Origin of the sequence: Bacillus sanguinis, from assembly GCF_018332475.1 — a bacterium.
Taxonomy (GTDB): Bacteria; Bacillota; Bacilli; order Bacillales; family Bacillaceae_G; genus Bacillus_A; species Bacillus_A sanguinis.
Map to the genome: position 1 here is coordinate 1 of NZ_BOQB01000310.1, position 4,565 is coordinate 4,565.

5 protein-coding genes are annotated in these 4,565 nt (G+C 34.3%); 3 read left to right on the forward strand and 2 right to left on the reverse strand.

The window, feature by feature from the left end; all coding sequences use genetic code 11:
* Positions 1-41 precede the first annotated feature (41 nt).
* Positions 42-602: a DUF2062 domain-containing protein gene (locus tag KI369_RS24690; RefSeq protein ID WP_212957882.1), complete on the forward strand. Its 561-nt coding sequence runs from the start codon at positions 42-44 to the stop codon at positions 600-602.
* A 58-nt stretch (positions 603-660) separates the two neighbouring features.
* On the forward strand, positions 661-867 hold the full coding sequence (locus KI369_RS24695) for a hypothetical protein (protein WP_212957884.1): 207 nt from the start codon (positions 661-663) through the stop codon (positions 865-867).
* Positions 868-891: 24 nt separating this feature from the next.
* Here KI369_RS24695 and KI369_RS24700 read toward each other — a convergent pair whose 3' ends face one another.
* Together KI369_RS24700 and KI369_RS24705 are read right to left on the reverse strand one after the other, a co-directional pair.
* The gene (locus KI369_RS24700; protein WP_000445817.1) at positions 892-1,338 is read right to left on the reverse strand and encodes a MarR family winged helix-turn-helix transcriptional regulator; all 447 of its coding nucleotides are present in this window, start codon (positions 1,336-1,338) and stop codon (positions 892-894) included.
* Positions 1,339-1,410: 72 nt separating this feature from the next.
* Positions 1,411-2,190 (reverse strand): GDSL-type esterase/lipase family protein, encoded by a 780-nt coding sequence (locus KI369_RS24705; RefSeq protein ID WP_212957886.1) that lies wholly within the window; start codon positions 2,188-2,190, stop codon positions 1,411-1,413.
* 362 nt (positions 2,191-2,552) lie between these two features.
* On the opposite strand from KI369_RS24705, the gene cpdB reads away from it, so the two are divergent.
* The coding region (cpdB, locus tag KI369_RS24710; RefSeq protein WP_212957888.1) for a bifunctional 2',3'-cyclic-nucleotide 2'-phosphodiesterase/3'-nucleotidase at positions 2,553-4,565 on the forward strand (2,013 nt) is incomplete at its 3' end.

The following is a 4,565-nucleotide window of genomic DNA, read 5'->3' on the forward strand; positions in this document are numbered from 1 at the left end:
GTGTGTAAGGACATACTACATATAAAAATATAGTTAAAGAGATGATGAATTTGAAAACAACTAAGAAAAGATATTCACTTTTCCAGCGGATGTGGAGAATATTAAAGTTTCAATATTATAAGTTGCTTCGATCGCCAGAAGGAGCGAAGAAAGTATCGTTAGGTTTTGCGATTGGTTTTGGTTTAGAGATGTTGGTTATATATACGGCATCGCTCGTCTATTTAATATTTTATCCAGTCGTCAGGTTAGCAAAGGGATCTTTTCCTGCTGCGGTGATTGGCAATATTATTGGGAAAATATCGTTTCTACCAGTATTTTTATTCCCGCTTGCGTATGCGTTAGGAAAAATGATATATCCATTTCATGTACAAAAAATACATCATGAACCATTTACGATATCTGATTTGTTTTCGAGTCATATTTTTATGATATTGAAGGGTTTATTGCAGAGTGAAGTGTATGTATTAATTGGAATGACGATTTTAGGAGTTGTATTTGGGGTAGTTTCATATTTCGTTGTACATTATTTATATGAAAAGAACCGTAAGTTACGTTTGAAGAATAGAAAGAAACGAGTGACAGAACCGCTCGTGCAAATATAAAGAGTGTCACACTCATTTTCTCTTTTGAATATGTTTAAGAAAAAGGGGGAGAGAATGAATGTATTATTATTACGTACCTCAAGTATATCCATATGTAAATTATTATCCAGCTTATGATATGAATAGACAATACGAATTATATCGACAACAACAAGTACAGCAATTATCACAAATACCACAGCAACAGCCTACGCAAGAACAAAAACCATATTTAACGACATGGCCGTATTCAAATGTATACTATGGTAATTATTACGAATCATAAAGCTGCTTCTATTTAGAAGCAGCTTTATGCGTTTGTTTTCAAAATTAAATTTTGAATGGTTTGAAGAGAGTGAATGAGTTTTTCACGTTCTTCCTCAGATAATGTTTGGAAATTTTCTTTTAATTTGTCTAAAATGAATTGTTGATACTGATTTACTAACAATTTCCCTTCAGCTGTTAGGGAAATTAAAATGACCCGTCGATCTTTTTCGCTATAATGACGCTCTATTAGTTCTTCTTGAATCAGTTTGTTTAATAGAGGTGTCATGTTAGGCCTTGAAATCGCTAGCCGCTTGCCGATTTCGGAAACTGCTAATGTGCCATTTTCATGCAGAAGTAGCAATACTTGTGTATGTGATGGCGGCATATGTCTTTGAGAAGAAAATTCTCCAGGAAGCATAAATTTGCGATAAAAAAGAGGCACTAGCGAAAGAAGATGATCAACAATACGTTCCCACTCGCGTGATTCCATATAAAGGCCCCCTTCCACTCTCATTGTAACAAAAAAGACATGTTATAAAAATAGAATTGTTTCATGGGAATCTTAATATTTGTAGGCCAACACTTTTTTTGTAAATGAATCGGCAATAATCGTATAGCCTTTGTCATTAGGATGTACTTGGTCAAAGAGTAATTCTTTCTTATCATTCGATATTAATTTGCGAATTGGTAAAACGATAGATGGTTGATTTGTTTTTGCAATGGAATAAACAGATTCATTCCAGCCGTCTAAAAACATATCTGCATAACTTGCGATGGAGTCATCGAGTTGTAACGGGTTATAGAGTTCAGAAAGAATGAGTAAAGCATCCGGATTTTGATCTCGAACTGTCTTTACAATATTTTTTACATCCGCTTCAAAATGAGCTTTTTCTTTATTTAACATTTTAATACCGTCTATAACACCGACATCACGATTTAAGCGAAATAAATTATTTCCCCCAATATTAATCGTAATGATATTGGCTGCTCTAATCTTTTGCTTTACATCTTCTGATTGCACTTTTTTAGCGAGACGATCTGTTGTGAGACCATTTATACCAAGATTTTCTACGGTAATTGGTTTATGAATTTGTGCTTCTATTTGTCTAGAAGCTAATTCAGCAAATCCCCCTTGTGTCGATCCATATCCTTTGGCGAGCGAGTCACCTAGTACGAGATGATAAAAAGAATCGTTTGTTTGCTCATCAATCCAACTTGGAGTAGATGTTTTTTCTGTTTTTTCTTCGGGTTCATTTTGTTTTGTCTCATCGTTCTTTTCAAAATAAGAATAAGAAATGATTAGAAGGAGGAGACAAACAATTGTTAAGATGACTTTTTTCATATATTCATCCTCCTTGTAATTGGTAATTGTATCATATTCAGCAGTATTAACAATGTAAGGGCATATTATATGTTTATGAAAAGTTTACAATAACTTTACAGAAAATTTGTTGAAGTATGTCAAAAAATATTGACGATATGAAAGTACATTATATATGATAATGTCAGATAAGGTGAAATTTTAATGAGTCGGGCTTTATTTTCCGATAAGTAAAGTTGCACCAATCGGGCGTTTAAGGGGATTACTCATTAGCGCAGAATGAAATGAAAATCTTGTCTCTAATAGAAGAAAAAAGGTATGTGGTTAGAGACAAATAGAGATTCATTTCATTATTTTTGGTAATTGTATAAGGGGGATTTTTTGTGAAAAAGTCAAAAAAAATGCTAGCTGGAGCAACTCTTGCTATAGGTGTAATAGCGCCGCAAGTATTGCCAACAACAGCTCATGCGGATGAGAACAATGGGGAGAGTACGGTTAACTTACGAATTCTAGAAACATCAGATATTCACGTTAACTTAATGAATTACGATTATTATCAAACGAAAACAGATAATAAAGTAGGTCTCGTACAAACTGCAACACTTGTTAATAAGGCACGTGAAGAAGCGAAGAACTCTGTCCTATTTGATGATGGGGATGCATTACAAGGGACACCGCTTGGAGATTATGTAGCGAATAAAATAAATGATCCGAAGAAGCCTGTGGATCCTAGTTATACACATCCATTATATCGTTTAATGAATTTAATGAAGTATGACGTCATCTCTCTTGGGAATCATGAATTTAACTACGGTTTAGACTATTTAAACAAAGTAATTAGTAAAACAGAGTTCCCGGTTATTAACTCAAACGTCTATAAAGACGATAAAGATAATAATGAAGAGAACGATCAAAACTACTTTAAACCATATCATGTTTTTGAAAAAGAAGTAGAAGATGAATCAGGGCAAAAACAAAAAGTGAAAATTGGCGTAATGGGATTTGTTCCACCTCAAGTTATGAATTGGGATAAAGCAAATTTAGAAGGAAAAGTGAAAGCAAAAGATATTGTGGAAACTGCGAAGAAAATGGTGCCAAAAATGAAAGCAGAAGGTGCAGATGTTATCGTTGCACTAGCGCATTCTGGTGTTGATAAGAGTGGATACAACGTTGGCATGGAAAACGCTTCGTATTATTTAACAGAAGTTCCTGGTGTAGATGCAGTATTAATGGGACATTCACATACAGAAGTGAAGGATGTATTTAATGGTGTTCCAGTTGTAATGCCTGGTGTCTTTGGAAGTAACTTAGGTATTATTGATATGCAATTGAAAAAGGTAAATGGAAAATGGGAAGTACAAAAAGAGCAATCGAAGCCGCAACTTCGTCCGATTGCTGATAGTAAAGGAAACCCACTAGTAAAATCCGATGAAAAATTAGTTAATGAAATTAAAGATGATCATCAAGCGACAATTGATTATGTGAATACAGCTGTAGGAAAAACGACAGCACCAATTAACAGTTATTTCTCATTAGTACAAGATGATCCTTCTGTACAACTTGTGACTAATGCACAGAAATGGTATGTAGAAAAGTTATTTGCTGAGAATGGACAATATAGCAAATATAAAGGAATTCCAGTTTTATCTGCAGGTGCACCATTTAAAGCAGGTGGCCGAAACGGTGCTACATATTATACAGATATTCCAGCTGGAACGTTAGCAATTAAAAACGTTGCAGATTTATATGTATATCCAAATACGTTATATGCTGTAAAAGTAAATGGGGCACAAGTGAAAGAATGGCTTGAAATGTCTGCGGGTCAGTTTAATCAAATCGATCCAAAGAAAACAGAAGAACAGCCGTTAGTAAATATAGGCTATCCTACATATAACTTCGATATTTTAGATGGCGTAAAATACGAAATTGATGTAACACAACCGGCGAAATACGATAAAGATGGAAAAGTTGTAAATGCAAATACGAATCGCATTATAAATATGACATATGAAGGTAAGCCAGTAGCTGATAATCAAGAGTTTATCGTCGCTACAAATAACTATCGTGGAAGTAGCCAAACGTTCCCAGGAGTAAGTAAAGGGGAAGTTGTATACCAATCACAAGATGAAACACGTCAAATTATTGTGAAGTATATGCAAGAGACACCAGTTATTGATCCGGCAGCAGATAAAAATTGGGCATTTAAACCGATTGTTGCAGATAAATTAAATACAACATTCGATTCTTCACCAAATGCACAAAAGTATATGAAGAAAGATGGGAACATATCATATGTTGGACCATCTGAAAATGAATTTGCTAAATATGCAATTGATTTAACGAAGAAGAACGATGATGATAAGGAAACAGGTGGAGAGAATCCAACAACACCGCCA